This window comes from Gammaproteobacteria bacterium (assembly GCA_011375345.1).
GTDB lineage: Bacteria > Pseudomonadota > Gammaproteobacteria > DRLM01 > DRLM01 > DRLM01.
Genome location: DRLM01000071.1, coordinates 1 through 25,857 on the forward strand (window position 1 = coordinate 1; position 25,857 = coordinate 25,857).

Annotated in this window: 21 protein-coding genes; 5 read left to right on the forward strand and 16 right to left on the reverse strand. The window is 63.0% G+C overall.

Going from position 1 to position 25,857, the window contains the following annotated elements:
* Positions 1–258 precede the first annotated feature (258 nt).
* The 16 genes from pheA to mtnA all read right to left on the reverse strand — a co-directional run bounded on the left by pheA (position 259) and on the right by mtnA (position 18,555).
* On the reverse strand, positions 259–1,350 hold the full coding sequence (gene pheA / locus ENJ19_05120; GenBank protein HHM05109.1) for a prephenate dehydratase: 1,092 nt from the start codon (positions 1,348–1,350) through the stop codon (positions 259–261).
* A 16-nt stretch (positions 1,351–1,366) separates the two neighbouring features.
* A complete protein-coding gene (locus ENJ19_05125) occupies positions 1,367–2,533 on the reverse strand; it encodes a 3-phosphoglycerate dehydrogenase (protein HHM05110.1) in 1,167 nt (388 codons plus the stop codon).
* A gap of 15 nt (positions 2,534–2,548) precedes the next feature.
* Positions 2,549–3,631: a 3-phosphoserine/phosphohydroxythreonine transaminase gene (gene serC, locus ENJ19_05130; GenBank protein HHM05111.1), complete on the reverse strand. Its 1,083-nt coding sequence runs from the start codon at positions 3,629–3,631 to the stop codon at positions 2,549–2,551.
* Between the two features lie 129 nt (positions 3,632–3,760).
* Complete coding sequence (gene gyrA / locus ENJ19_05135; protein HHM05112.1) at positions 3,761–6,328, reverse strand: DNA gyrase subunit A; 2,568 nt, start codon at positions 6,326–6,328, stop codon at positions 3,761–3,763.
* A 130-nt stretch (positions 6,329–6,458) separates the two neighbouring features.
* Entirely contained in the window at positions 6,459–6,824 is a 366-nt protein-coding gene (locus tag ENJ19_05140; protein HHM05113.1) for a hypothetical protein, read from the reverse strand.
* A gap of 24 nt (positions 6,825–6,848) precedes the next feature.
* Entirely contained in the window at positions 6,849–8,240 is a 1,392-nt protein-coding gene (locus ENJ19_05145; protein ID HHM05114.1) for an MBL fold metallo-hydrolase, read from the reverse strand.
* Positions 8,240–10,867: an HAD family hydrolase gene (locus tag ENJ19_05150; GenBank protein ID HHM05115.1), complete on the reverse strand. Its 2,628-nt coding sequence runs from the start codon at positions 10,865–10,867 to the stop codon at positions 8,240–8,242. Before ENJ19_05150 ends, ENJ19_05145 begins: the two co-directional genes overlap by 1 nt.
* A 14-nt stretch (positions 10,868–10,881) precedes the next feature.
* Positions 10,882–12,684 (reverse strand): ATP-dependent metallopeptidase FtsH/Yme1/Tma family protein, encoded by a 1,803-nt coding sequence (locus ENJ19_05155; GenBank protein HHM05116.1) that lies wholly within the window; start codon positions 12,682–12,684, stop codon positions 10,882–10,884.
* Between the two features lie 92 nt (positions 12,685–12,776).
* Complete coding sequence (locus ENJ19_05160) at positions 12,777–13,316, reverse strand: diguanylate cyclase (GenBank protein HHM05117.1); 540 nt, start codon at positions 13,314–13,316, stop codon at positions 12,777–12,779.
* 15 nt (positions 13,317–13,331) lie between these two features.
* Positions 13,332–13,766, reverse strand: coding sequence for a thioredoxin TrxC (gene trxC / locus ENJ19_05165; protein HHM05118.1), 435 nt, complete (start codon positions 13,764–13,766; stop codon positions 13,332–13,334).
* A 73-nt stretch (positions 13,767–13,839) separates the two neighbouring features.
* The gene (locus tag ENJ19_05170; protein HHM05119.1) at positions 13,840–14,736 is read right to left on the reverse strand and encodes a peptidase M48; all 897 of its coding nucleotides are present in this window, start codon (positions 14,734–14,736) and stop codon (positions 13,840–13,842) included.
* A 59-nt stretch (positions 14,737–14,795) separates the two neighbouring features.
* On the reverse strand, positions 14,796–15,113 hold the full coding sequence (locus tag ENJ19_05175; protein ID HHM05120.1) for a MerR family transcriptional regulator: 318 nt from the start codon (positions 15,111–15,113) through the stop codon (positions 14,796–14,798).
* Between the two features lie 2 nt (positions 15,114–15,115).
* Positions 15,116–16,069, reverse strand: a complete 954-nt coding sequence (locus tag ENJ19_05180) for a J domain-containing protein (GenBank protein HHM05121.1) — start codon at positions 16,067–16,069, stop codon at positions 15,116–15,118.
* A gap of 158 nt (positions 16,070–16,227) precedes the next feature.
* Positions 16,228–16,689, reverse strand: coding sequence for an Hsp20/alpha crystallin family protein (locus tag ENJ19_05185; GenBank protein ID HHM05122.1), 462 nt, complete (start codon positions 16,687–16,689; stop codon positions 16,228–16,230).
* Positions 16,690–16,770: 81 nt separating this feature from the next.
* Positions 16,771–17,286, reverse strand: coding sequence for an Hsp20/alpha crystallin family protein (locus ENJ19_05190; protein HHM05123.1), 516 nt, complete (start codon positions 17,284–17,286; stop codon positions 16,771–16,773).
* A gap of 219 nt (positions 17,287–17,505) precedes the next feature.
* Positions 17,506–18,555, reverse strand: coding sequence for an S-methyl-5-thioribose-1-phosphate isomerase (mtnA, locus tag ENJ19_05195; GenBank protein ID HHM05124.1), 1,050 nt, complete (start codon positions 18,553–18,555; stop codon positions 17,506–17,508).
* Between the two features lie 119 nt (positions 18,556–18,674).
* On the opposite strand from mtnA, the gene ENJ19_05200 reads away from it, so the two are divergent.
* The 5 genes from ENJ19_05200 (at position 18,675) to tssM (ending at position 25,852) form a co-directional block, all read left to right on the forward strand.
* A complete protein-coding gene (locus ENJ19_05200; GenBank protein ID HHM05125.1) occupies positions 18,675–19,304 on the forward strand; it encodes an OmpA family protein in 630 nt (209 codons plus the stop codon).
* Positions 19,305–19,648: 344 nt separating this feature from the next.
* Positions 19,649–20,128: a type VI secretion system lipoprotein TssJ gene (tssJ, locus tag ENJ19_05205; GenBank protein HHM05126.1), complete on the forward strand. Its 480-nt coding sequence runs from the start codon at positions 19,649–19,651 to the stop codon at positions 20,126–20,128.
* Between the two features lie 17 nt (positions 20,129–20,145).
* A complete protein-coding gene (gene tssK, locus ENJ19_05210) occupies positions 20,146–21,477 on the forward strand; it encodes a type VI secretion system baseplate subunit TssK (GenBank protein ID HHM05127.1) in 1,332 nt (443 codons plus the stop codon).
* On the forward strand, positions 21,474–22,328 hold the full coding sequence (locus ENJ19_05215; protein ID HHM05128.1) for a DotU family type IV/VI secretion system protein: 855 nt from the start codon (positions 21,474–21,476) through the stop codon (positions 22,326–22,328). The genes tssK and ENJ19_05215 overlap by 4 nt, the downstream gene beginning before the upstream one ends.
* On the forward strand, positions 22,328–25,852 hold the full coding sequence (tssM, locus tag ENJ19_05220; GenBank protein HHM05129.1) for a type VI secretion system membrane subunit TssM: 3,525 nt from the start codon (positions 22,328–22,330) through the stop codon (positions 25,850–25,852). The genes ENJ19_05215 and tssM overlap by 1 nt, the downstream gene beginning before the upstream one ends.
* The last annotated feature ends 5 nt before the right edge of the window (positions 25,853–25,857 follow it).

Sequence of the window (25,857 nt, forward strand, 5' to 3'; positions counted from 1 at the left end):
ATTGCCGCCCGCGAAATACGGGCGCCATTGTGCGAAATGGCTGGTATTTCGCGGGCTCGCATTGACTTGCGCCAATGGCGGCACATCCCTGTGCCGCGCTATTAACCCGACAATCCTAATTGCCGGGTTAATATCAACCCGGCAATCAAACAGCTCGTCCTGAGCTGTTTGATGGTCACCTGCGAAATCCGCCCGCCATCTGGCGAATCAAACGCACCCGGATGATCACGGCCCCACCGCCCCGTCACGCCCTCACACTCACAAGGAGGATCGGGGAAACGAACCCAGCACTCTCAACATAGCCGAATCCTCGCGCAGCTGCTGCAAGGCCCTGGCGACAACGGGGTCAATCTGATGTCCCAGCAGGTCCACGAAAAAAACGTATTCCCACACCCCGCGCCGGGACGGACGGGATTCGATGCGGGTCATGGAAATGCCGTGTTTCGCCAGCGGTGCCAGAAGTTCGTAAAGTGCACCGGGCCGATTCGGCGCGGCCAGCAACAAAGCCGTTTTATCGTCACCGCTGGGGGGCACATTTTCCCGCCCGATGACCAGAAAACGGGTGGTGTTCTCCGGCTCGTCCTCGATATTCGGGGCCAAGACCTGCAATCCATAAAGACCGGCCGCCTGTTCCCCTGCTATGGCCGCCGCGTTTTCTTCCTCTGCCGCGCGCCGCGCGGCTTCCCCATTGGAGTTGACCGGCACGCGTTCCACATTTGCCAGGTGGCTGTTCAACCACTCGCGACATTGTGCCAGGGACTGCTGGTGAGAATAGACCCGTTTGACGGCGGCAAGCCCCGCGGCCTTGCTGAGCAGGCTATGGTGAATGCGCAATTGCACCTCGCCCACGATTTTCAGGGGGGAATTGAGAAACATGTCCAAGGTGTGAGTGACCACACCTTCCGTGGAGTTCTCCACCGGCACCACACCGTAATGACTGGCGCCTGCTTCCACGTCACGGAAGACTTCGTCTATGGTCTGCTGTGCCACTGTGGCGACCGAGTGACCAAAGTGCTTCAGCGCCGCCGCCTGGGTAAAGGTGCCCTCCGGGCCGAGATAGGCAACGCGCAGGGGTTGCTCCAGCGCCAGACAGGCGGACATGATTTCGCGAAACAGCCGCACCATTTCGTCATCGCTCAACGGTCCCGGATTGCGCTCACGCAGGCGGCGCAACACCTGGGCCTCGCGCTCCGGCCGGTAGAAGCTGTCCTGCCCGTCACCCTGCTCACTTTGCTTGAAACGGGCGATACCCTGGGCGCAGCGTGCCCGCTCGCAGATCAGGTTTTGTATTTGCAGGTCCAGCTCGTCGATGCGCTCGCGCAAGACTGCCAGTCGTTCTTGTTCCTTCATGGGAAACCCGGTCGGTCTACAGGCGGCGCACTGACAGCACGCCTTCAATGGCGGCAATACGGCCGGTCACCTCATCAGGCAAGGGGCGGTCCACATCAATCAAGGTGTAGGCCACGTTGCCGCGGGATTTGTTCAGCATGTCCAGAATGTTCAAGCCGGCATCGGCCAGGGCGGTGGAGATTTGTCCCACCATATTGGGCACGTTGGCATTGGCGATGGCCACGCGGAAACCGCCCTCGCTGCGGGGCATGATCACTTCGGGGAAATTCACCGAGTTGTGAACATTGCCGTTTTCCAGATAATCCCGCACCTGTCCGGCCACCATCACCGCACAGTTGTCTTCCGCTTCCCTGGTGGACGCCCCCACGTGCGGGAGCGCAATCACTCGCGGGTGGTTTTTCAGTTGATTGTTGGGAAAATCGCAGACGTAGGCGTACAACTTGCCGCCCGCCAGGGCGTCCAACACCGCCCGGTCCTCCACGATCCCCTGGCGGGCGAAGTTGAGGACCACCGCCTTGTCCTTCATCAGGCCGATGCGTGCTTTGTTGATCATGTGACGGGTGCCTTCCACCAGGGGCACATGAAAAGAAACGAAATCGGACTCGGCCAACAGGTCATCCACACTGCGGGCCTGCTGCACCTCGGCGGACAGGCGCCAGGCACTTTGCACGGTGATCTGGGGATCGTAGCCAATGACCTTCATACCCAAGCGGGACGCGGCATTGGCCACTTTGACCCCGATGGCACCCAAGCCGATCACACCCAGTGTCCGGCCTGGCAGTTCGAAGCCGACGAATTTTTTCTTGCCGGCTTCCACCTGTTTGTTCAAAGTTTCGTCATCGCCTTCCAGCCCGCGGGCGAAGTCCCAGGCCTGGCAGATGTTGCGGGCGGCCAGCAACATGCCGGCCAGCACCAGCTCTTTCACAGCATTGGCGTTGGCGCCGGGGGTGTTGAACACGGCTATGCCGCGCGCGGTGCAGTCCGCCACCGGAATATTGTTCACCCCGGCGCCGGCACGGCCCACGGCTTTGAGGCTGTCGGGCAGGGCCATGTCGTGCATTTTGAAAGAACGCAGCAAAATGGCGTCCGGATGTTGGATTTCTGAAGCGACTTCGTAGCTCTCCCGCGGCAAGCGCTCCAGGCCCGCCACGGAGATGTTGTTCAACGTGAGTATCTTGAACATGTCAGTGCCTTCCCTTTAACCGTGACGGCGCTCGAATTCCGCCATGAATTCGACCAGGGCGTCCACGCCCTCCTCCGGCATGGCGTTGTAAATGCTGGCCCGCATGCCGCCCACGGATCGGTGGCCCTTGAGGGTTTTCAGGCCGCACTCCGCGGCTTCTTTGAGAAACACGGCGTCCAGTCCGGCGTCCAGCAGGGTGAAGGGCACGTTCATCCAGGAGCGGCAGTCGGGTTCCACCGGGTTGCTGTAGAACCCGGACGCGTCGATGGCCTCATAGAGTTTCCCGGCCTTGCGTTGGTTGATCTGCCCCATGGCGCTCAAACCGCCTTGACGTTTCAACCACTGAAACACCAGGCCGGCGACGTACCAGGCATAGGTGGGTGGGGTGTTGTACATGGAGCCTGCATCGGCCTGGGTTTTATAGTCAAACATACTGGGTGTGGCGGGCGCCGCCGCGCCGAGGAGATCGTCGCGGACGATGACAATGGTCAGGCCCGCAGGACCGATGTTTTTCTGGGCGCCGGCGTAAATCACACCGTAACGGGACACATCAATGGGGCGCGACAAAATGGTAGACGACATGTCGGCCACCAGGGGGACATCACCGGTTTCGGGCACCCAGTGGAACTCCACCCCGCCGATGGTTTCATTGGGCGTGTAGTGCACATAAGCCGCCTGCGGGTCGAGCCGCCATTCCTCTTGCGGGGGAATTCCGGTGAAGTTGCCGCGCTCGCCGCTGGCCGCCACGTTCACCGTACAATAGCGGCGAGCTTCGGCGATGGCCTTTTTCGACCAGGCACCGGTGTTGATGTAATCCGCCCTTTCCCTGCCACGCAACACGTTCAAAGGCACCATGGCGAACTGGCTGCTGGCGCCGCCTTGCAGGAACAATACCTTGTAGTGCTCAGGCACCGCCAGCAATTCGCGCAAATCCGCCTCGGCCTGCTCCGCAATACTGACGAAGGCCTTGCTGCGGTGACTCATTTCCATCACCGACATGCCGGAACCGTGCCAATCCAACAGTTCTTGTTGCGCTTGCTGAAGCACTTCTTCCGGCAGCACCGCTGGACCGGCGCTGAAATTAAATACTCGTGACATGGTGATCTTGCCTCGACTTGCTAATAAATTCTTTCCCTTGACGGGGGACTTTCCCCTTTGTGACCGAAAGGGGAAGCGAGGGGGGTTGCCTGTCATTGGGCACAAGCCCAGGTCACATTGTCCGGTGACTTATGTATCGCCCGTTTCGCCGTCCGGTTCGTTCTCTTCCTCGCCCGGCTCCTCGATGCGCGCCACCCCCACCAGCACCTCACCGTCATCCAAACTGATGAGCCGCACCCCCTGGGTGTTGCGCCCCATGATGGAAATATCCCTCACGGCGGTGCGCACCAGGGTGCCCCGGTCGGTGATCAGCATGACTTCGTTGTCATCCGCCACCCGCAGGGCGCTGACCACCTTGCCGTTGCGTTCGGTGGTCTGGATGGCAATGACACCCTGGCCACCGCGGCCATGCACGGGAAATTCGTTCAAGGGCGTGCGTTTGCCATAGCCGTGCTCGGTGGCGGTCAGCACCGTGTCAGCTTCATTGGCGATAATCAGGGCGATTACGTTCTGACCCGCCTCCAGCCGGATTCCCCGCACGCCCCGGGCGGTGCGACCCATGGCGCGCACGTTTTCTTCTTTGAAGCGCACCGCTTTGCCCGCGCTGGTGAACAGCAGCACGTCCTGCTGGCCGTCGGTGAGTTTGGCACTGACCAGGTAATCGTCTTCCACCAGTTCAATGGCAATGATGCCGCTGCTGCGGGGGCGCGAAAAATCCGGCAGCGGCGTTTTTTTCACCGTGCCCGTGGCGGTGGCCATGAACACGAATTTGTCTTGCCCGTATTCCCTGATGGGCAGTACGGCGGTGATGCGCTCACCCTCTTCCAAAGGCAGCAGATTGACAATGGGCTTGCCCCGCGCGCCGCGTCCCGCCAACGGCAGTTCGTAGACCTTCTTCCAGTACACCTTGCCGCGGTTGGAAAAGCACAAAATGGTGGCGTGGGTGCTGGCGACAATGAGAGTGTCGACGAAGTCTTCTTCCTTCATGGCCGTGGCCGCCTTGCCCTTGCCGCCGCGCCGCTGGGTGCGGTATTCAGAAATCGGCTGGGCCTTGGCGTAACCACCGTGGGACAGGGTCACCACCACGTCTTCCTCGGGAATCAAATCCTCGATGCTGAGATCCTGATGGGTGGTGCGAATCTCCGTGCGGCGTTCATCGCCGTACTGTTCCCTGATGGCATGCAGTTCGTCGCGGATGACCTGCATCAACCGGTCTGGGTCGCTCAAGATTTCCAGCAAGTCCTGAATTTTATCCAATATATCTTTATATTCATTCAGGATCTTCTCCTGCTCCAACCCGGTCAGGCGATGCAGGCGCAAGTCCAGAATGGCTTGCGCCTGGGCTTCCGACAAACGGTAGCCCGCCTCGCTCATTCCGTACTCCGGCGCCAGGCCGTCGGGCCGCGAGGCCTCAGCGCCGGCCCGGGCCAGCATGTCCGTCACCACGCCGGGGGGCCAGGGTCGAGCCACCAAGCCCGCTTTCGCCTCGGCCGGGCCGGGCGCGGCTTTGATCAGGGCGATGATGGGGTCAATATTGGCCAGGGCGATGGCCAGACCTTCCAACACGTGCCCCCGTTCGCGGGCTTTGCGCAGCTCGTAGACGGTGCGGCGGGTCACCACTTCGCGGCGGTGGCGGATGAAGCATTCCAGCACCTGCTTGAGATTGAGCAGACGCGGCTGGCGGTCCACCAGGGCCACCATGTTGATGCCGAACACGCTTTGGAGCTGGGTATGCTGATAAAGATTGTTCAGCACCACTTCGGCCACTTCACCCCGCCGCAGGCCGATAACCATACGCATGCCGTCCTTGTCTGATTCGTCGCGCAGCTCATTGATGCCTTCGATGCGTTTTTCCTTCACCAGCTCGGCGATTTTTTCCAGTAGGTTCGCCTTGTTCACCTGGTAGGGCAGCTCGGTGACGATGATGTATTCCTTGCCCTTGGCATCGGTCTCGATTTCGGTGCGGGCGCGCACGTAAATGCGGCCGCGGCCGCTGTGGTAGGCCTCATGGATACCCCGCGCACCGTTGATGATGGCGGCGGTGGGAAAGTCGGGACCGGGGATGTGCTGCATCAGGCCGGGAATGTCGATGTCGGGATTGTCGATCAGCGCCAGACAGCCTGCGATGACCTCGGACAGATTGTGGGGCGGGATATTGGTGGCCAGCCCCACGGCGATACCTGCCGCACCGTTGACCAGGAGATTGGGCACCCGCGCCGGCAGCACGGCGGGTTCGTGCTCGGATTCGTCATAGTTGGGGATGAAGTCAACAGTCTCTTTGTCAATGTCCACCAGCAAATCGTGGGCGATGCGCGCCATGCGCACTTCGGTGTAGCGCATGGCCGCCGGGGCGTCGCCGTCTACCGAGCCGAAATTTCCCTGCCCGTCCACCAGCATATAGCGCATGGAAAAGGGCTGGGCCATACGCACGATGGCGTCGTACACTGCCCCCTCGCCGTGGGGGTGGTATTTGCCGATCACATCGCCCACCACGCGGGCAGATTTTTTGTAGGGCTTGTTCCACTCGTTGCCCAGCTCATGCATGGCATAGAGCACCCGCCGGTGCACTGGCTTGAGCCCATCCCGCGCATCCGGAAGCGCCCGCCCGACAATCACGCTCATGGCGTACTCCATATAGGAGGACTTCATCTCGTCTTCGATATTGACGGGCAGAACTTCTTTGGCGAAATCGGTCATAAAGCTCCCTCGAAGCCGCCCGGCGGGGCGGGGTTTGACATGGCGAAAATAAACGGGGAATTCTAACACAGTGGCGCCCGTCAGGGGCGCTGCCCGGCTCGCCGCTCAAAAATCACCCGCTCCGCCGGGGCTAATGGCCGAAACTGTGAAAGGGATAGAGGGAGACGTAGGCAAGCAGCAGGATCAGCGCAAGGTACACCGTTGCTTTGAGCGGGCGCCGCCGCAGCAGATCCCACACCCCGGGCAGCTCGCCCCTTGCTTTCAATGCCTGATAGTCGGCTCTGGCCTTGGCCGTGAATTCACGCTGAAACTCATCCAGCAGGATCCCGGCCCGCTCGCGATCGGCGTCGTTGCGCAGCCAGATCATGGGCGCCGATATTCCCCAGGCGCTGCCGGGGGTTTCGTAGAATTCGATGGCATGCTGCTTCAGCAGTTGCCGGACGCCCTCGGCCTCCCGCTCGGGAACATCGCGCAGATTGAAGAATTTTACTGCCATGGTTTCACGACCCGCGCAGCTGCCCTACAGTTCATACACCTCGTTCAGTGCCGGCATGACCACTTCCGTCCGGTGGAGCCGGGCAGCAAAGGCGCGCATGGCCTTGTCCTCGCCATGTACCAGAAAGGTCCGTCCGGGCGAGCCCGCCTGGCCGTGCCAAGTCAGCAGTTCGTCGCGGTCGGCGTGGGCGGAGAACCCGCCAATGGTGTGAATGCGGGCGCGAACCCGGATTTTTTCCCCGAAGAGGCGCACATCCTTCGCCCCATCGACAATCTGCCGCGCCAGCGTGCCGCGGGCGGCGAAGCCCACGAAGACGATGGCGCTGTCCGCCCGCCACAGATTGTGTTTGAGGTGGTGCCGCACCCGTCCCCCGGTGCACATGCCGGAGCCGGCGATGATCACCGCGCCGCCGCCGATGCGGTTCAGGGCGATGGAATCGGCCGTCTGGCGGGTAAAATGGAGGCCTGGAAAGCCAAAGGGATCGCGGCCGTCTTCAAACAAGGCACACGTTTGTTCATCATAACATTCGGGATGGCGGCGGAAAATCTGGGTGGCCGAAATCGCCATGGGGGAATCGAGAAAGACCTGCATGGCGCCGGGCAAGGCCCCGGCCTCCAGTCCTGCACGCAGGTAGTAGAGAATCTCCTGGCTCCGTTCCAGGGCAAAACTGGGAATGATGACATTGCCACCGCGGCGGAAGGTGTCGTTGATGGCATCGTAAAGTTCATCGATGGACGGCTGCAGACGTTTGTGGAGGCGGTCGCCATACGTGGTTTCCATCACCACGGTGTCCGCATCCGGCGGGGGGCCGGGGTCACGCAGTATGGCCCGGCCGCCATAACCGAGGTCACCGGAGAACAGCACCCGCCTGGGCCTTCCCCCCTCTTCCAGCTCCAACAAAATACTGGCCGAACCGAGAATGTGACCGGCCTCAAAAAAGGTGACCCGGACGCCCCTGCCCAGTGTCACGGCCTTGCCGTAGTCCGCGGTGCGGCCAAAGTAATCCAGGCTGTTGAGGGCATCCAGCACCGTGTAGAGCGGCGTGGCGGCGTCTTTGCGGCGACCGTGACGGGCGCGTTTGCGCGCCTGCCATTCGGCCTCTTCCTCCTGCAGGTGCGCCGCGTCCAGCATCACCAGCCTGGCCAGTTCGCGGCTGGCGGCAGTGGTGATGATCTCGCCCCGGAAGCCCCGTTGCACCAACAGCGGAATGCGGCCGCAGTGGTCCAAATGGGCGTGGGTGAGCAGCAGATAATCGATGTCGGCGGGCTCGAATCCAAACGGCCGGCGGTTTTCTTCATCCAGCTCATGCCCGCCCTGATACAGGCCGCAGTCAACCAATATGTTTTTGCCACCACAGTTCACCAGATGGCAGGAGCCCGTCACCCCCTGATCGGCGCCATGAAAGCCTATTTTCATCACCTGTTCTCCGTCGCAGTGCTATACAACAGGCCCTCGCGCCGGAGCAGCCGGTAAGCGTATATTTTCACCGCATCATTTATGAGGAACCAGACCAGGGCATAGAGCCAGATCCACAGGGCGTATTCCCAGCCGATGGGGGTGATGAGAAAACCGTAGACGGCGATGAGCGTGCCGAGGATCTCGGTGCCAAAGGTCGCCCAAAAGAGCAGTGGCGAGGGCCAGGGGCGCTCCCAGAACCAGCCCTCGGCACGGGTGACATAGAGGGTGCTGTGGCCGGCGACGATCAGCTTGAGGAACAGCAGGCTGCGGATCAGATCTTCTGACACCCCTTGTTCCTGCAGGATGAAAAAAAGCACAAAGGAAGAAATCACGCCCGAGACCCCCAATGCGGTGGAAACAGTGAGCAGCTCGCGCATGTTCCAGCGCGCCGGCGCCTGGTGGACCTTGGTGTTGTCGTAGGCAATGGCGAGGATGGGGATGTCGTTGAGCAGCGCCAGCAGGATGATCATCAAGGCGGTGATGGGGTAGAAGTCGAAGATGATGATGGAAAGGGTCATGAAGAGGATGATGCGGATGGTCTCGGCGATGCGGAATGTGGCATAGCTCTTCATGCGGGCGAAGGTGATGCGCGCCTGGCGCACCGCCTCGTTGATCACCCCCAGCCCTGGCGCGGTGAGAATAATGTCGGCGGCGGCGCGGGCGGCATCGGTGGCGTTGGCGACGGCAAAACCGCAGTCAGCCTTTTTCAGCGCTGGAGCGTCGTTGACGCCGTCACCGGTCATGGCGACGATGTGGCCGCCTTTCTGCAGGGTGTCAACGATGCGGTATTTGTCCTCCGGCACCACCTCGGCGAAGATGTCCACTTCCTCGATCATCTCGACAATGGCCGACTCGTGGGTGTGGATGAATTCGCGCTCCAGCAGGCGGGTGTCGTAGATCTCATTGACTTTTTGCATCACCCCGCTGGCGAAGCGCTGGGCCTCTTTGAGTGGCACATCGCCTTTGAGACGCTGGTAAATCGCTGCCGAAAGCGCCTCCGCCAGTGCCAGCAATTCATTGCCGGCCGCGCCGGAGAGCTGGGCCGAACGGATGGTGCGCTGTTCCAGATTCAACAGCCGGCCCACCTCTTTTGCAATCGCCAGATTGTCGCCGGTGACCATCTTCACCTGCACCCCATAGTCACGCATTTCGGCGATCACCCGCTTTGAATCGTCACGCGGCGGATCGTAGAGCGGAATCAGACCAATCAGGGTCAGGGGTGAATCCCCCGTCCGGCAACCCACCGCCAGGGTGCGGTAGCCTTTGCCGGCCAGCAACTCCACGGTGGTGTTGAGATCGTGGGCACTGTCGTCATCCAGCTCCGCCATGCTGATCAGAACCTGGGCCGCCCCTTTCACCGCCAGCAACGACTGGCCGTCTTTTTCTATGGTTGCCTCGGTGCGCTTACGCACGGGGTCAAAGGGAACGAACTCGCGCTGCCGGTAGGCACGCCAGTCGAGGTCGGGAAAATGCTCGTCGATGTAGTGGAATACAGGCAGTTCTATGGGGTCACGGTTTTCCAGCCTAGAGGCCAGCGCCGCATACAGAAACAATTCTCGCTCGTTGTGGCCGTCCAGTACTACCGGCTCGGCCACTTTCATTTCATTCCTGGTCAGGGTGCCGGTCTTGTCGGAGCAGAACACATCGACCCCGGCCAGTTCTTCAATGGCAGTGAGTCTGGAAACAATCGCCTGGCGCCGCGCCAGATTCACCGCTCCCACCGCCATGGTCACTGACAACACCGCCGGCAGGGCCACCGGAATGGCCGCCACCGTGAGCACCAGGGCAAAGCGGGCGATTTCAAGAAAGGCTTCGTGGCGAAACAGCGCCACCATGACGATGACCAGCACCAGCACCAGGGTGACCAGGATCAGAAAGTTGCCGATCTGGATCACCATCTTCTGGAAGTGGCTGCGTTCATGCAAGGATGCCTCGGCCACCAGCGACACCACGTTGGAGAAATGGGTGTGCATGCCGGTGTTGACAACCACCGCTGTCATCTCGCCCTGCTTGACAACGGTATTGGCGTAGGCCACCTCATTGGCTTTCTTGCTCACCGGCAGGGATTCGCCGGTGAGCACCGCCTGATCAATAAGCAGGTAATCGCCCTGCACCAACTGCACATCGGCGGGGACGATGTCGCCGATTTTGAGTTTGACGATATCGCCGGGCACCAGCTCGCGGGCGGGCACGGTCTTGAATTCGCCGTCACGCAACACGATCACCTCTTTGGCCAGGCGCTGCCTGAGTGCCTTGAGGGCATTGAGGGCGCGATGTTCCTGGAGAAAATCCAGCACCGCATTGACCAGCAGCATGATGAGGATAATGGCGAAATCCTCCCACTTGCGCACGATGGCTGAGAGGACGGCCGCCACTTCGATCATCCACGGAATCGGCCCCCAGAAGCGGCGCAAGACGCGGTGCCAGAGCGGCTCTTCCCTTTCCTCGGTTTCGTTGTAGCCGTATTGGGCCAGGCGGGCACGCGCCTCAGCGTCACGCAAGCCCCGGGCGGCATCGCTGCGGATGGCCTTCAGCGTCTCGGCGGCGTCCTGGCGGGCGTAGTCTTCCGTGCGTCGATCGGGCATGGGCCTTCCCTGTATCAGGACGGTGCGTGGGCGGCCACCACGGCCTGCACTTCCCCGCCGTCGATCACTTCTTTTTCCAGCAGCCGCCGGGTCAGGGCATCCAGGGCGGCGCGATGATGCTGGAGGATGTCCCGGGCCCGTTGCTGGCCCTCCTCCACCAGGGCGCGCACCTCGGCGTCGATGAGCCGGGCGGTCTCTTCGCTGTAATTGCGCTCCTCCGGCCCGCTCACCCCGAGAAAGCTCAACTGCTGTTGTTTGCCATAGGTCAGCGGCCCCAGCTTGCCACTCATGCCCAGCCGGGTGACCATGCCGCGGGCGATCTCCGAGGCCCGCTCCAGGTCGTTGGCGGCGCCACTGGAAACATTGCCGTAGACCAGTTCCTCAGCCGTGCGGCCGCCCAGGAGAATGGCGATCTGATCCTTGAGTTCCTGTTCGGTGGACAGGAACTTCTCCTCCACCGGCAACTGCAGGGTGTAACCCAGGGCCGCCACGCCCCGGGGGATGATGGACACTTTGTGCACCGGCTCACCCGTGGGCACTGACACCGCCACCAGGGCATGACCCGATTCGTGCGCGGCCACCCGTTCTTTCTCCTGGGTGTTGAGGGCCCGGTGTTTTTTCTCCGGCCCGGCGATGACCCGGTCAATGGCTTCTTCGAAGTCCGCCATGGTGATGGCATCGTGGCCTTTGCGCACGGCCCGGATGGCCGCTTCGTTGGCGATATTGGCCAGATCGGCGCCCACAAAACCCGGCGTGCGCTGGGCCACCACTTTCAGATCCACGTCATCCGCCAGCTTCATCTTGCTGGTGTGCAGGGCCAAAATGGCGGTGCGGGCCTCCAGGTCCGGCTTGTCGACGATGATCTGACGGTCGAAACGGCCGGCCCGCAACAGGGCCTTGTCCAGGATCTCGGGGCGGTTGGTGGCGGCCATCACCACCACGCCGGAACTGGGGTCGAAACCGTCCATTTCGGTGAGCAGTTGGTTCAGCGTCTGCTCCCGTTCGTCATTGCCCCCCATGCGCGGCCCCATGCCGCGGGCACCGCCCACCGCGTCCAGCTCGTCGATGAACACAATGCAGGGCGCCTTGGCACGCGCCTGCTGGAACAGATCGCGGACGCGGGCGGCACCCACCCCCACGAACAGTTCGATGAACTCCGAGCCGCTGATGCTGAAAAAGGGCACATGGGCCTCCCCCGCCACCGCCCGCGCCAGCAGGGTCTTGCCGGTGCCCGGCGGGCCCGCCAGCAACACCCCCTTGGGCATGTGGCCGCCCAGGCTCTGAATGTGGGCGGGATCTTTGAGGAACGTGATCACTTCCTTGAGTTCTTCCTTGGCCTCGTCGGCGCCGGCCACGTCATTGAAGGTCACCTTGGTGTCGGATTCAGCGTAAATGCGGGCCCGGTTGGCGCCCACGTTCAAAAAGCCCTGGCCCATCCCCCCGCCGCCGGCCCGCCGCGCCCACCAACCGGTGATGAGAAACAACAGGCCAAAGGGCAGCACCCAGTACAGCAAAAACTCAGTCAGAAACGACCGTTCCGGCTGGCGCACCACGAAGCGCACCCCATGGTCCTTGAGCTTTTGCGCCAAAGCCTCGTCGGGCAGGGGAACGGTGACAAAACGTTCTTCCTTGCCGCCCACATCGGTGATCGTCAGTGTCCCGCTGATGGCCTTGGGCGTCACCAGCACTTCTTTGACCTCATTTTTTTCCAGATGGGTGAGAAACTCGCTGTAGGGAATCTCCCTGACCGGCGTTTCCGGCATATTCAGCAGATAAAAGGCGCTGATCAGGAACAGCGCGTAAAGCAGCGCCCACATCCACGGTTTTTGCCAGTGGGGTTCCCCCCCGGTATCCGGCTTGTTGATTTCCACCTTGGGTTTGTTCCCCGGCGTGAAAAAATCGTTCTTGCTCACGGCTGCTCGCTCCTTGTTGTTGAGTCAGATGTCGGGTCATTCTCCCTGGCCATCTCGCTCAGGCGGCGCTGCTGATAGTCGTCCCGCTCGCGCATCAGCCAATAGACAATGCCCAGCGCCAGCACGGTTGCGGCCAGGGCCACCAAGGTGTCGGCGCCGGTCTTGGCGGTGTCGATAATGATGAACTTGCGGGCCAAAGCCAAAATGGCGATCATCACCACGGTCTTGACCTGGATGATGCTCTCTTTCCTCTCCACCACCCGGATGATGGAGTGCTTGAACTCCATGGCAATAAGCAAGGTCATGATGGCGCCAAACACGTTTTGGAAGACCGCGTGTTCCAAGGGATCGAGGGCGCCTGCCAACAGCATGCGCGCCACCTTGCCGATCAGCTCCACCAGCGCCACCACGATGACCACCATGATGACGAAGGACAGGATAAAGGCCACCACCTGCTCGAAACGTTCGTAAAACGACAGCCGCGGCCAATAGACGACGGTTTCGCTCATGTAAGTTTTCAGTTTTTCACGCAGCATGGTTCCACTCCACGCTTACAAGTGTTGCCGCGCCCAGCGCGAAATATCCCCCGCCCCCATGGCCCCCGCCTGGCGCGCCACTTCGCGGCCCTGGCGAAACAACACCAGGGTGGGAATGCTGCGGATACCAAAACGCGCCGCCAGTTCCTGCTCCGCCTCGGTGTTCACCTTGGCCAGGCGCACGCGGGGCTCCAGCTGGGCGGCGGCCTGTTCAAAGGCCGGCGCCATCATCTTGCAGGGACCGCACCAAGGCGCCCAGAAGTCCACCAGCAGGGGAATATCGTTGCGCCTCAGGTGGATATCGAACACCGCCGCCCCCAGACCCACCGGCGCGCCCGAGAACAAGGCCTGATGGCAGGCGCCGCATCGGGGCTGTTCGTCCAGGCGGGCGGTGGGCAAACGGTTGACCGCCGCGCAATGAGGGCAAACGATATGCAGAGCATCATTCATGGATGGCTCCTTGTTTGTTTGGAAAGGGCCAGACGGACCGCCGGTGGCTTCTCAACGCAATGCTTCCAGCGCTTCAATACCATACGCCACTGCCAGGGCGCCAACGCGGATGGCGCCTGACCGGCCGGGTTTCAATCCAGGGCTCACCGCTGTGCCCGGACAGCTCCTGCCCCTGACCCTCCTGCTGCAAGGCCAGCAGGCGCTGCACCCGCTCTTCGGTAGGGGGATGCGTGCGCAACCATGAAGGTTCTGGCAAGCGGCGCCCGGGCAGGAACAGCCGTTCTATCCAACCCCCTTGCACCCGCTCCATTTTCAGCAGGGCCTGGGCCAGGCCTTCCGGATCGCCGGTCAGCCTGGCCGCCCCCAGATCCGCGTCGTATTCCCGGCTGCGGGACAAGCCCAGCTGCGCCAGAACGCTCAATGTGGGCGCAAAAATGAGCAGGGCGACGGCCCAGCCGTTAATGGTGACACCGCTGAACAAGATCAAGGGCAAATTGAGCAAAAGCAAAAACTGCCCGAACAGTGACAAGGCGCTGGTGAGACGGTGGAACAGGTCGGCCAAGCCCATGACCCAGGTGTCTTTGTTGCGGATATGGCTGATCTCGTGGGCCAGCACGCCACGCAGTTCCCTCACATTCAGCTTGTGCAGCAAACCGTCGGTGACGGCTATGGCGGCATCGTTCGCGCCGCCCACGGTAAAGGCATTCACCATGGCGCTGGGGACATAGTAAAGCTGCGGCGCTTCGGGCAGGCCCGCCCGGTACGCCAGATCCCGCACCAGGGCGCGCAGGCGCGGCGCCTCCGCCGCCGAAAGGGGGCGGGCGTGATAGAGCCGCATGGTCAGGCGGGGGGTGACGGCCGGGGCCCCCACAGCCATCAGCATACCGCTCAGCATCAAAATCCACAGGCCGTCTCCGCCCCACAAGAGATAACCCAGCAGCGCCAGAAACGCCGCCATCGTGGCCAGCATGACCAAGCTCTGCAATCGATTGAGCAAAGCGTGCCGCCGCCAGGCGTCAGTATCACGTCTCACCGCCAGCCCCCAACCGGCCGCACGGCCGCCAGGCGGGCATGCAAAGCGTCGATTTCCTCCAGCAGTTCCAGCGCTAGGGCAGCGCCGGCCAGGTTGACCCCCAGATCCTCCTGCAGGCGCCGGACGGTGCGTACCCGTCGCAGGCTGGTGCCGCTGAAACGCCACGGCGGCGTTCCCGTCAGCGGCTCCAGGATACCTTCCTCCACCAGAGTCAACAGCCACTCGGCATTAACGGCGCAGGCGCGGCTGAGCTGGCCCAGGGTCAATTCCAGTTCTTCTTCCAGGATACGCCCACTGAACACATCATCGGTCATCTTTATACCCCCAGCCCGGCGCGTGGATTGAACGCCAGCTTTTCAGCCATTTCCCGGTACACGGCGCGGGCCTGCGCCGTATCCGCCGGCGGCAGCACCACCTGCAGCACGGCAAACAAATCCCCCGGCGGCTCGCCGGGTATGCCCCGGCCCTTGAGACGCAGCCTGGCGCCGGGTCGTGTTCCCGGAGGAATTTTCACCTCCACCCTTCCGGTGGGCGTGGGCGCCATCACCGTAGCCCCCAGGGCCAGTTCCCAGGGGGTGACAGGCAGATCCAGGTAAATGTCCCGTCCATCCGCCCGGTACAGAGGGTGCGGACGAAAGACCACTTCCAGGTACAAATCACCGGCCTTGCCCCGCCCCACACCGGGTGAACCCTGGCCTGCCAGGCGGATATGCTGACCCGCCTTTACGCCTTTGGGAATACGCACTTTCAACGTGCGCTCCTTCACCTGTGCCCGGCCATCGGGGCCCGGCTCCACATGATGCAAGGTCAGCGTGCGAGTGGCGCCGTGATAGGCGTCCTCCAGATCAATGGCAACCTTGGCATGGGTGTCTTCGCCGCGCAGATCGAAACCCGGTGCCCCAGCCCCGGCCCGCGCGCCGCGCCGGCTGAAACCACCAAACAACGACTCGAAGAAGTCGCTGAAGGCGGCGCTGTCGGCGCCGGTGAATCCCCCACCGTGAAACTCGAAACCCTGGTCCCAGTCCGGCGGCGGATGAAATTCCTGCCCCGCTTTCCAGTTGGGACCCAGTTGATCATAGGCCGCCCGCTTCTCCGGATCTTTCAGCACTTCGTAGGCTTCGCCCACCTCTTTGAAGCGGGCTTCGGCATCAGGTTCTTTGCTGACATCGGGATGGTATTTGCGGGCCAGCTTGCGGTAGGCGCGCTTGATCTCGTCCTGGCTGGCGCTGCGTTCCACTCCGAGGATTTGATAGTAATCTTTGAATTGCAAAATGACCCCCTGCCTGCAAAAGATGTCGGTTTACGGTCATGGGTGGGGACAAGAGAGACATTTTCAACAGCGCCCCCGCCCCCCCAGAGGTGGCTGCACAGGCCGCACCGCCGCGGCCCGGAACCGCGGCGGTGGATGAGAAAACAAGCGTGCCGTCGTCAGCCTGCGATACTGATCCGGCGGCGACCGGACCCGGCCTTGGGCAGTTCGATGCGCAGCACACCTTTGCGGTACTTGGCCCGCGCCCGGCTGGCATCCACCGTTTCCGGGAGCGGAATGGCCCGCTCGAAAGCGCCGTAAGCGCATTCGGCGATGCGGTAGCCCCCCTCGCGGCGTTGGTTTTGATAGCGCTTTTCGCCGCGCACCACCAATACATCCAGGTCAATGGTCACATCAAAATCATCCTGTTCCATGCCCGGTGCCTCCAGGGAGACCACGATCTTGTCATCGTCTTCATAAACATCCGCCGCCAGCACCCCCCAGCCCCCTTCCTCTTCCTGCCGGGTGGGCCGAAAACGGGTGATGGCACCGGAAGCCCGGGTCATCAAATGACGCGAGCCCTCCGCCACCGAATCCCATACCCGGCCCAGACCACCGCGAATTTCGCTCAATGTGGACATGCTTTATTCCTCCAAAACTGACTGAACCGCACGGCAAAATCCGCCCCCGGGCGCGGGGCCGGGAGCGGAACGCCACCTCCGTCATTCCACCTGAACTTTCTGGCGCCTGGCCGGCGCCGCCTTGGGCAGAATCAACTCCAGCAAACCGTTGCGGAATGTGGCCTTGGCCTGTTCACCCTTCACGGCGCTCGGAAGCATCAAGGTGCGGGAGTAGGTGCCTGTGGCGATCTCGTGGCGGTGATAGTCACCCTTTTCTTCCGTGCTCTCCCGCTTGGTGCTGGCCTTGATGGTCACGCTGTCGTCGGTTACCGTCACATCCAGATCATCCTTGTCCACCCCCGGCAGCTCCGCCTTCAGCAGGATATCCTCATCCCGTTCCACCACATCCACCTTGGGCTGGCGCCCTTCAAACGGCGGTGCCACCTCCGCCCAGGCAGGCCAGTCCCACCGCGGCATCCGCGGCATCCAGCCGCGAGAGAACACATCCTCAAACAAACGGTCCATCTCCTCCCAGGGACTGAGCGCACGCCGCTGGCGGGTCTGCACTTCCCCGCCTTTGGCAGCCGCCACCCCTTTGCCCTTGTCTGACTTGCTCATGGTGTTGTCCTCCTTCACGTATCCTCTGATTCCCCGGGACGGCCTCCAACTCAGGCGGCCACCCCATACATAACTAATAGGGGCTGGATACAGACAAAACAATGGGGCTGGGATGAATTTTCGGGTTCCGGCGTTGCCGGGAAAGCCGGTGCAGGGGCGGCGGAAGGGGGGATTGCGCAGCGGTTCCTATTTAAGGGCTCTGACCCCTTTACTTCTTGTTCACCCACCCGCCATCATCCGCGCCACTTTCTCCCGGTTCGGCCGCATTACCACGCCTTTCTCGGTCACGATGGCATCCACCAGTTCCGCGGGCGTTACATCAAACGAAGGATTCCAAGCCTGTGCCCCCGGCGCGGCAACAGGATGACCGTGCACACCTAGCACTTCACGGGCATCCCGTTGTTCTATTGTTATGGCATCGCCGTTGGCCATATCCATATCCACGGTGGAGGTGGGCGCCGCCACCATAAATTTCACCCCATGATGCCGCGCCAGCACGGCCAGGCCGTAAGTGCCGATTTTGTTGGCCACATCGCCGTTGGCGGCGATGCGGTCAGAGCCGACGACAACCCACCGCACTTTGCCCTGTTTCATCAAGGCCGCGGCGGCACCTTCCACCTCTAACGTGACAGGGATACCCTCTTCCACCATTTCCCAGGCGGTAAGGCGTGCGCCCTGCAGCCAGGGGCGGGTTTCATTGGCGTAAACGCGCTGAATTTTTCCGGCGGCATAGGCGGAGCGGATGACGCCCAGGGCGGTGCCGTAGCCTCCGGTGGCAAGCGCGCCCGCGTTGCAATGGGTGAGCACGGCGCAGGGACCGGTGATGAGTTTGGCACCCAGATCACCCATTTTACGGTTAGCGGCAATGTCGTCATCGTGAAGGCGCCGGGCGGCGGCTAAGAGCCGGGGCTCAGGATCGCCGTCGACCGTGGCAATGACCTCCCGCATGCGGTCCAGGGCCCAGAACAAGTTCACCGCAGTGGGACGGGCACCCGCCAGGGAGGCCAGGTCTTGCTCGATGGCCTCGCGCCAGCCGGTGGGCGAGCGGGCATAGCGGGCACGGGCGGCCAGCACCACACCGTAGGCCGCGGTGATACCGATGGCCGGCGCGCCCCGCACCACCATGTCGCGAATGGCGGCGGCGACCTCCGCTGCCCCGCTGTAACGGCAATATTCTTTTTTCTGGGGCAGGCGGCGTTGGTCCAGCAACAGCAAGGCGCCATCGCGCCAGACCACAGCGCGAATACTATCGTGCGAGGATGAAGTCATGTTTCGGCTCCGTTTGGGGAGGGGCATGATAGCCAGCGGGCAAGCATCGCGCAAAAGGGATTTAGCCCCCCGCCTGACGTCCGATAATCACTAACAGCCCGACAGCAGTTTCCAGCGCGATGATTCAGTGGTCTCTTATTCTTTCCGCCGCCCTCGCCACGCTCACCGGCGTGCTGCCCGATCCACCCTTGGAGCCCTCCAACGACGGACCGCCTGCCGTGCCGCAGGCGGTACTGCCGCGCCCCTTCGAGCCCGTGGCGCCCCCGGCCGGTGTCACCAGGCTGCCCAAACCTTTCGGCGATGAAGATCTGTCCGGCTTTGCGCAACCGCCAAGGCCTTGTTGGGACAAAAACAGCGTGACGCGGATTGCCTGCGGCTCCTTCCATTTTGAAAGTCTGGGCCGGGTGTTTTTCGAAAGCGGCAGCGCGGCACTGACGCAAGACAGCCGCTGGCGGCTGGCAGCCGTCGTCTCGCGCCTGGAGCTGAACCGGCAATTCCGCCGGCTGCTGGTCAAGGGCCATACGGACGACGTGGGGGGCGGGGCTTACAACGACGCCCTGTCCGATCGGCGCGGAAAAGCAGTGCACGACTATCTGTTGGAGCAAGGCCTCAGCGAAGAGCAAATCGCCATGCAGGGTTGGGGAGAAACCAAACCCACCGACGAGAACTGGACCCGACCGGGCCGGGGACGCAACCGGCGGGTGGAACTGTATGCCGTGTTTTACCGCGAGCAGAATACCTTCTATTGAGTTGTTGTTCCGGTCTGCCCCGCGGCGCCCGCGCTTGCCCGAAACGCCCCGTCGCAGCCGGGGGCGCTCCGAGAGAACACGCGAACTCACCTTTATCACCCCCACCTTGCGCGGGCCTCTCGGAAGTAAAGTGGACCCCAGCGGGCGCCCCCCTTCGGCCCGCTTGAGATTTTACTGACTGGCCAGCCACTTGACCCCGCCCGGCCGCCCTTTGGTGCCGCCGGGAATGGCCTATGATTTACTCCGCGACTGCGGCATACTACCGGGCATTCCGAGCAATGCTTCACATTCATCGGGCCCGCTGGCTTTAAGCGCGGTGTCACAACAATACAAAGGGAGTTACCGTGAAGCGACGGCTTTGTCCTGTCAGATTGTTCATCGTCCTCACCCTGGCCCTGGGTCTGGGTGCCTGCGGCGCCAAATTGTTTGGCCCCAGCGCCACGCGGCTGATCTACGAAATCGAAAGTTCACCTGAACTCAACCCCAACGCCGAGGGGCGTCCCTCGCCGCTGGTGGTGCGCTTCTACGAACTGAGCGATACGGAAGAATTTGAGCGCAAAGATTTCTTCGCCATTTATGAACACGAAAGTGCCACTTTGGGCAAGTATCTTCTGGCACGGGAAGAAATGGAATTCCAACCGGGCGACCGGCGGGAGTTCAAGCGGGAAGCCAAGCCGCAAACCCGCTACATCGGCGCCATCGCGGCGTTTCGTGACCTGGACCACGCCAGATGGCGTGCGATTGTTCCCGTGCGTCCTCACAAGAAGACCCGCTTGTTCATCAACCTGGGGCGCCTGAGCGTTACCATGAGCAAGGACGACTGAGAAAGGCACGACGCGCCATGGCGGAATACGGAAAAGTCGTATGGTCCGAGGGGCTCTTTCTAAAACCCCAACATTTTCAACAACAAGAGCGCTATTTCGAGAATCTGATCGAACAGCGTTGCCACGGTCTCGCCCCTGCCGATTGGGGCATCGTGGAACTGGAGATTGACGAGGCCCAACTGGCGCTGGGCAAGTTCGCTCTGAGCCGGCTGCGGGGACGGCTGCCCGACGGCACGCCTGTGAACATCCCGGCAGACGACGAAGCCCCATTGCCGTTGGATGTGAACACGGAAGTGAGCGACACCACCGTCTACCTCGCCCTCCCCTTGAAGCGCGGGGGCACCGCGGAGGTGGATACCGCCGGCGACCCCGCCAGCCTGAGCCGCTACTACCCCCACGAACACGAGGTCCGGGACTACCACGCTGACAGTGACGACACGGCCCGCATGCAACTGGGCCGGTTGCGCCTGCGCCTGCTGCTGGAGGGCGAAGAACGCGGCGCCTACACCTGCCTGCCCCTGGCCCGCATCGTGGAATGCCGCGCCGACCGGCAAGTGGTGCTGGATCAGGACCACCTGCCCCCGCTGCTCAATGCCCACGCCGCACCGAAACTGGCGGCCTTCATCAAAGAACTGGCGGGCATGCTGGGCCAGCGGGCGGAAGCCCTGGCGGCCAGGGTATCCGGCGCCGGCCGTGGCGGCAGCGCGGAAGTGGCCGATTTCATGTTTCTGCAGGCGGTGAACCGCTACCAGCCCCTGCTCGCCTATCTTGCCGACGGCGCACCTATCCACCCCGAGGCCTGCTACCGGCTCTGCCTGCAGATGGCCGGCGAGCTGGCCACCTTCAGCGAAAACCGCCGTCCCGGCGAGTTCACCCCCTACCGTCACGACGATCTGCGCGCCACGTTTTCACCGTTGATGGTGCAGCTGCGCGGCACCTTGAGCCGGGTGCTGGAACAAACTGCCGTGCCCCTGCCCCTGGAAGAACGCCGTTACGGCATCCGGGTGGCGCCCCTGGCCGATCACAGCCTGGTGGGCAATGCCTATTTCGTGCTGGCGGTGAACGCCCAGCTGGCCAGCGAGGAGCTCCGCAACCGCTTCCCCCCTCAGGTCAAAATCGGCCCGGTGGAGAAAATCCGCGATTTGGTCAACCTGCAACTGCCCGGCATCGGCCTCAAGCCCCTGCCGGTGGCGCCGCGGCAAATCCCCTATCACGCCGGCTTTACTTATTTTGAACTGGACCGGGCCAGCGAATACTGGCGCCAGATGACCCAGTCCGGCGGCTTTGCTTTCCACATCGGTGGCGACTTTCCCGGTCTGGAACTGGAATTTTGGGCCATTAAAGGATGACACCCCAGGACAGTGACCACACCGTCATGCGACCCGGGCCGGGCGGTTCGGACCAGACCCTGCTCCGGCCCACTCCGGGAGGGCGGCGGGCGTTTGCCGCCACGGCACCCCCGTCACCTCATTCCGCCACCGCCCCCGCCGGTGCCAACCCCTTGCTGGATGCCGCTGCCCGGCTGCTGGCCCTCATGACCGAGTTGCGCCAGCAAAGCAGCCACCCCGATGTGCAACAGTTACATGCTGAAGTGGTGCGCGAAATCCAGGCATTCGAAAACGCCGCCCGCCAGCGCGGTGCCAGAGCAGAAGCCATCCTGGCCGGTCGCTACGCCTTGTGCACAGCGTTGGATGAAGCTGTGCTCAACACCCCCTGGGGCAGTGAAAGCCTGTGGAGCGCCCACAGCATGCTTGCCACCTTCCACAAGGAAACCTGGGGCGGGGAGAAATTTTTCGTCATTTTGGAGCGGGTGCGGCGCGACCCTGCCAACAACCTGGATTTGCTGGAACTGATGGCGGTGTGTCTGGCCCTGGGTTTTCAGGGCAAATACCGGGTCATGGAGCGGGGCGGCAGCCAGGTGGACGCCCTGTGTGAAGAAGTGTTCAATCTGGTGCGCCAGCAGCGGGGCGGCTTCGACCGCGCCCTCTCACCCCACTGGCAGGGGGTGGACACCCGTCCTGACAACCTCGACCGGCGGGTGCCCTTGTGGGTCATCGCTGCCCTTACCGGGGCGCTGGTACTGGGGGTGTATCTGGCTTTCAATACCCTGTTGGACCAATCCGCCGCGCCACTGCTGGAACGGCTGCACAGCATCGGCGCCCCGGCGGCGGGGCAGGCCTTGGACACAGGGGAACCTTGATGCGGGTTTTCATCTCCTTTCTCGGTTTGGTGGCACTGGGGGCGCTGGTGTGGTTTGGCGGCCCCTATCTGGCCCTGGGCGAAGCCAAGCCCTTGGCAGCAGAGTTCAACCGCCTTCTCACCATCTTGGTGCTGACCCTCTTGTGGGGTCTCAATAATCTTCTGCAAATACTTAAAACAAAAAGAATAAATGACCAGCTCATTCAAAGCTTGGCGACCCCGGCCCCGGCAGTGGCACCCACCCCCGAGCCCCAGGCCGCGGCCAGCAGCGCCGCCGCTGAGGAGGTGCAGACCCTGGACCGGCGTTTCACCGAAGCCCTGGCAGTGCTCAAAAAGACCAGGCTCAAAAACCGCTACGGGGAACAGCGCCTCTACGAGCTGCCCTGGTATGCCGTCATCGGCCCTCCCGGGGCCGGCAAGACCACGGCCCTGGCCAACTCGGGGTTGAATTTCCCCCTGGCAGACCAGTTGGGCCGCGGCGCCGTGCGCGGCATCGGCGGCACCCGCGATTGCGACTGGTGGTTTACCGACGAGGCCGTGCTCATCGACACCGCCGGGCGCTATACCACCCAGGACAGCGATACCGAGGTGGACCGCGCCGGCTGGAGCGGGTTTTTGGATTTGCTCAAAAAATACCGCCGCCGCCGACCCCTGAACGGCGTCATCGTCGCCATCAGCCTGGCGGACCTGTTGCAGCAATCAGAAGCAGAACGCGCCGCCCACGCCCACACCGTGCAGCAGCGCATCCAGGAACTTTATCAGCGCCTGGGCGTCACCCTGCCGGTGTACATGCTGTTCACCAAAACCGATCTGGTGGCGGGTTTCACCGAATTTTTCGATGACCTCAGCGCCGAGGAGCGGGACCAGGTCTGGGGCATGACGTTTCCCACCCAGACCGGCGCCAGGCCCCAAAACGAAGTGGCCCGCTTCGGCCCCGAATTCGACGCCTTGCGGGAACGCCTGCACGCCCGCCTCCTCCCCCGCCTGCAGCAGGAGCGCGACCTGCGCCGGCGCGGGTTGATCTGGCGTTTCCCCCAGCAAATGGCCGGACTCAAACCTCTGGGTCAGGATTTCCTCGAAGCCGTGTTCCGCCCCAGCCGCTACGGCGACCCGTTCTACCTGCGGGGCGTGTACTTCACCAGCGGCACCCAGGAAGGCACCCCCATAGACCGCATCATGGGCCAGCTAGCCACCACCTTCGGGCTGGACCGCAGCGAGGTGCCCCACTTCAGCGGCCGGGGGCGCAGCTATTTTCTCACCGACCTGTTCCGGCGGGTGATCTTTCCCGAAGCCGGCCTCGCGGGTGCTGACCGGCGCCTGGAGTCCCGGCGGGACTGGGTGCAAAAAGGCGCCTATGCCGGGGCCGTGGGCGTCACCTTTGCCGCGGCCACCGCGTGGACCACCGCCTACACCCAAAATCAGCAACGTCTCCAGGCGGTGACCGCCCAGCTCGACGACTATCAGCGCCTGCGCGCCGCCCTCACCCCCGACGCCGGCCTCGAACGGCTCCTGCCCGCCCTGGCCGCTTTGCAGGCCGCCGCCGCGGTCTATGATGAGGGCAGCCTGCCCTGGCTCAGCGGCTTTGGTCTGGATCAAAGCGGCGCCGTGGTTCCGGCCGCCCGGGCGGCCTACCGGCGGGCGCTGCAAGGGGAATTTCTCCCCCGCCTCCGCACCCGCCTGGCGGAGCAGATCCGCCACGCCGCGGGCAACTTCAATGTGCAGCAGGGCGCGTTGAAAATGTACCTGATGCTGGGCCAGCCGGAACGGCTGGATCCGGAGCTCTTCAAAGTCTGGATGGAACTGGACTGGAGCGAGCGCTACGCCGCCGACCCCACCACCCGGGACCGGCTCAAGGCCCACCTGGAGGCCCTGCTGGCGGCGGGAATACCGGCCCAGCCCATGGATGAGGCGCTGGTGGCTGAGGCCCGGCGCCAGCTCAACCAGGTTCCCCTGGCAGAGCGGGTGTATGCCCGTTTGAAGCAAGCCAGCCTGTCCCGCCGCGACCTGGCTATCGACCTCAGCCGTACCCTGGGCCCCGCGGGCCGCCAGGTGTTCGCCTTCCAAGCCGGCAGCGGCACCGTCCCGGCTCTGTTCACCTACGCAGGTTTCTATCAGCTCTATCTCAAAGACAGCCTGCAGCTGGCCTCGGAATTTGCTGAAGACAACTGGGTCTGGGGCAGCGACAGCGCAGCCGGCAATGGCACGGATGCCGCCGCCCTCGCCGCCGCGGTGAAAAAACGCTATCTGGACGATTACATCAAAACCTGGGAAGGTGTGCTCAACAACCTGAAAATTAAGCGCTTCTCTGACACGGCTCACGGCGCCGAGGTGTTGGCGGCACTGTCCGGCCCCGACTCACCCTTACGCGGCCTGTTGCAAACCGTGGCCGAAAACACCGACCTCAACCGCCCGCCGCCCGCCGCTGAGAGCGCCCTCGGCGCCGCTTTGGACAATCCCGCAGCGCAGCGCCTGGCCCAGGCGGTGCAAAAGGCCAAGAAAGCCGGCCTGGCCAAGCAACTGGACGGCCCCGGCACGCCGGTGGCGGAGCATTTCCGCGGTTTGAACCGCCTCCTGGGCGAGGACGGCAACGGCGCCCTGGAACAGCTCATCGGACAGCTGGCCGACGTGCACGGCTACCTCAGCGACATCGCCACCGCCCCGGATGGCGGCGCCGCCCTCAGCGCCACCAAGGCGCGCTTTAAAAACGGCAGCCGCGATGTGCTGGGCCGCTTCCGCCGCGCCGCCGCGCGCCTGCCCGAACCACTCAGAACCTGGATGCGCGAGGTGGCGCGAAATACCTGGAGCGTAACCCTGGCCAGCGCCCGGCAATACCTCAACGGCGCCTGGAAAAGCACCGTGCTGCAGGAATACCGCGCCGCCCTCAAGGGCCGCTACCCCCTCTATGCCGAGAGCAAAGATGACCTCCGTCTGGCGGACTTCGGCCGTTTCTTCGCCCCCGGCGGCACCCTGGACAGCTTTTTCCAGGCCCATCTGGCACCGTTTGTCGACACCACCGCCCGCCGCTGGACCACCCGCACCCTGGAGGGCCAGGGCCTGCGGTTCAGCAAAACCGCCCTGATGCAGTTCCGCCGCGCCCGCCAGATCCAATCCCTCTTTTTCGGCGCCGGCGGTGAGCAGCCTCTGGTGGTCTTTCACATGAAGCCCATCGATCTCGACGGCAAGGTCAGCCGCTTTGACCTGGAGCTGGACGGCCAGCATCTGAGCTACCGCCATGGTCCCATCCGCCAACAGACCTTGCAGTGGCCCGGCCCGGAAAACGGCTTGGTGCGGCTGAGTCTGGAGACCACCCGCGGCAAGCACTACGCCCGCACCGTGGAAGGCCCCTGGGCCTGGTTCCGGGTGCTGAACGGCACCGATGTGCGCGCTCTGGCCCGGGACCGCTTTCAGGTCACCTTTTTCCTGGAAGGCTATCAGGCCCGCTACGAGCTTCAGGCCGAGAGCGTGGACAACCCCTTCCGCCATCTCCAGGCCCTGGCGCAGTTCCGCGCCCCGGAGCGGCTCTGACGCCC